This window comes from Nesterenkonia sp. PF2B19, assembly GCF_001758425.2.
Taxonomy (GTDB): domain Bacteria; phylum Actinomycetota; class Actinomycetes; order Actinomycetales; family Micrococcaceae; genus Nesterenkonia; species Nesterenkonia aethiopica.
Genome location: NZ_MDSS02000117.1, coordinates 1 through 2,210, shown reverse-complemented (window position 1 = coordinate 2,210; position 2,210 = coordinate 1). Strand labels below are relative to the sequence as shown.

The 2,210-nt window shown below is 70.6% G+C and carries 2 protein-coding genes; one reads left to right on the top strand and one right to left on the bottom strand.

The features are described 5' to 3' along the window. Positions 1-200 precede the first annotated feature (200 nt). The gene (rsmI, locus tag BCY76_RS17150) at positions 201-875 is read left to right on the top strand and encodes a 16S rRNA (cytidine(1402)-2'-O)-methyltransferase (protein ID WP_336582680.1); all 675 of its coding nucleotides are present in this window, start codon (positions 201-203) and stop codon (positions 873-875) included. Here the strand turns inward: rsmI and galE are convergent. Next, on the bottom strand, positions 847-1,785 hold the full coding sequence (gene galE, locus BCY76_RS17145; RefSeq protein ID WP_070159393.1) for a UDP-glucose 4-epimerase GalE: 939 nt from the start codon (positions 1,783-1,785) through the stop codon (positions 847-849). The genes rsmI and galE overlap by 29 nt on opposite strands. Between the last annotated feature and the right edge of the window lie 425 nt (positions 1,786-2,210).

The window sequence follows — 2,210 nt, the reverse complement described above, 5'->3', positions numbered from 1 at the left end:
CCCGGTGGTGCTGGCCGCCACCCCGATCGGCAACCTCTCTGACGCCACGGACCGTCTGCGTGCCCTGCTGTCCAGCGCCGAGATCATCGCCGCCGAGGACACCCGCCGGACCCGCCACCTGTGCCAGGCCCTCCGCGTCTCCCCCGCCGGCCGATGGTGAGCCTGCATGAGCACAATGAGGCCGCCCGCGCCGAGGAGTGGTGGCGGCCGCTGCCGAGGGGGCTCGGATCCTGGTGGTCTCCGACGCCGGCATGCCCGGAGTCTCGGACCCCGGCTTCCGTCTGGTGGCCGCCGCCGTCGCCGCCGACGTCGGCGTCACCGTGGCGCCCGGGGCCTCTGCGGTCACCACGGCGCTGGCTCTCTCCGGGCTGCCGACCGACCGGTTCACCTTCGCCGGGTTTCCGGCGCGCAAGGGTGCGGAGAGGCGTCGCCTGCTGCGCCGACTGGCGAGCGAAGAGTGGACCACGGTGCTGTTCGAGTCGCCGCACCGGACCGCGGCCACGGTGGCCGAGCTGGCCGAACAGCTGGGTACGGGCCGCCGCGCCGCCGTCTGCCGCGAGCTGACCAAGAAGCATGAGGAGGTGCTGCGCGGCACTCTCGGCGAGCTGACCGAGCTGCTGGCCGAACGGGAGGTGCGCGGCGAGGTGGTGCTGGTGATCGGCGGCGCCGAGGACCCCGAGGAGGAGGCCACTGCGGAGGAGCTGGCCGCCGAGGTGCTGCGCCGCACCGAGGCGGGGGTGAAGCTGAAGGTCGCCGCCAAGGAGGTGGCGACCGATCACGGGTTCAGCTCACGGGAGCTCTACGACGCCGCCCTGAGCCTCAGGGCGCCTCCTAGGCCCCAGCGACTCAGAGATGCGCCCACGCGTCGCGGATGATGTCCTCCAGGCTGTGCTGCGGCGCCCAGCCGAGGACGTCCCGAGCCTTCTGACCGGAGGCCACCAAAGTGGCCGGGTCGCCGGCGCGGCGGGGATGCTCCTCCACCGGCACGGCACGCCCGGTGACGCGCTCGACAGCGTCGATCACCTCCCGCACTGACGAACCCACTCCGGTGCCGAGGTTGAAGATCTCATGGGTACCGGGCTGGACCCACTCCATGGCCTGCAGGTGGGCTGCGGCCAGGTCCAGGATGTGGATGTAGTCCCGGACCGCCGTGCCGTCGGGGGTCGGATAGTCGGTGCCGAAGAGCTTGGCCGTACCGCCCTCGCCGGCGGCGGCCTTCAGCAGGTTCGGGATGAGATGGGTCTCCGGATCGTGCCGCTCGGCGAGCCCGTCGCTGGCCCCGCCGACATTGAAGTAGCGCAGGCTGACCGCGGCCAGGCCGTGGGCCTTGGCCTCGGCGGTGAGCATGTGGTCGATGGCCAGCTTGGAGGCCCCGTACGGATTGATCGGGGCGGCCGGGTGGTCCTCGGAGATGGTCTCGGTGATCGGGCTGCCGTAGACGGCGGCGGTGGAGGAGAACACCATGCGCTGCACTCCGGCGTCCCGCATGGCGTCGAGCAGGCCCAGGGAGGCGACGATGTTGCCGTGCCAGTACCGCTCCGGGTGCTCCACGGACTCGCCGACCAGTGACTTCGCGGCCAGGTGGATGACGGCGTCCACGCTGGGGTCCAGCACCTCGGCCGCCTCGGCGAGGGTGCCCTGGTGCCAGGTCGCGCCGGGGAGGACGGCGTCGGCATGCCCCTTGGAGAGGTCGTCCAGGACGATCACCTCATGATCGGCACGCAGCAGCTGCTGGGCCACCACACTGCCGATGTAGCCGGCGCCGCCGGTCACCAGTACCTTCATGCGCGCTCTCCTCCGGGTCGTCGTCGCCTGCCCGTCACAGGTCCTGGAAGGACTCTACACAAGAGTCTCCGAAATCAACAGAGTCAGACATTTTCACACGTTCTTCACCATTCGGAACCAGTGGCCGACATGCTCGGGCTGACCAGCCGGCCCGCACCCGTCTCATGGACTCCTCATGAGCTTCTCATCTGTCTCTCATGAACACCCCTGAGTCTGGACAGCGATGACGACACCAGCGCCGGACCTGCTGAGAGGCCACCCATGAGCATCACGATCGCCATGTACTCCCATGATTCCGTGGGTCTGGGCCATGCCCGCCGCAATCGGGCGATCGCCCACGCCCTGGCCGCCGACCTGCCACGGCTCACCGGCGAGCCCGTGGGCGGGCTGCTCATCGCCGGCCACCCCGACGCGCCAGGGACAGC

Excerpts from the sequence above, each read along its gene's own strand:
- galE (WP_070159393.1), bottom strand. The coding sequence starts at position 1,785 with ATGAAGGTACTGGTGACCGGCGGCGCCGGCTACATCGGCAGTGTGGTG.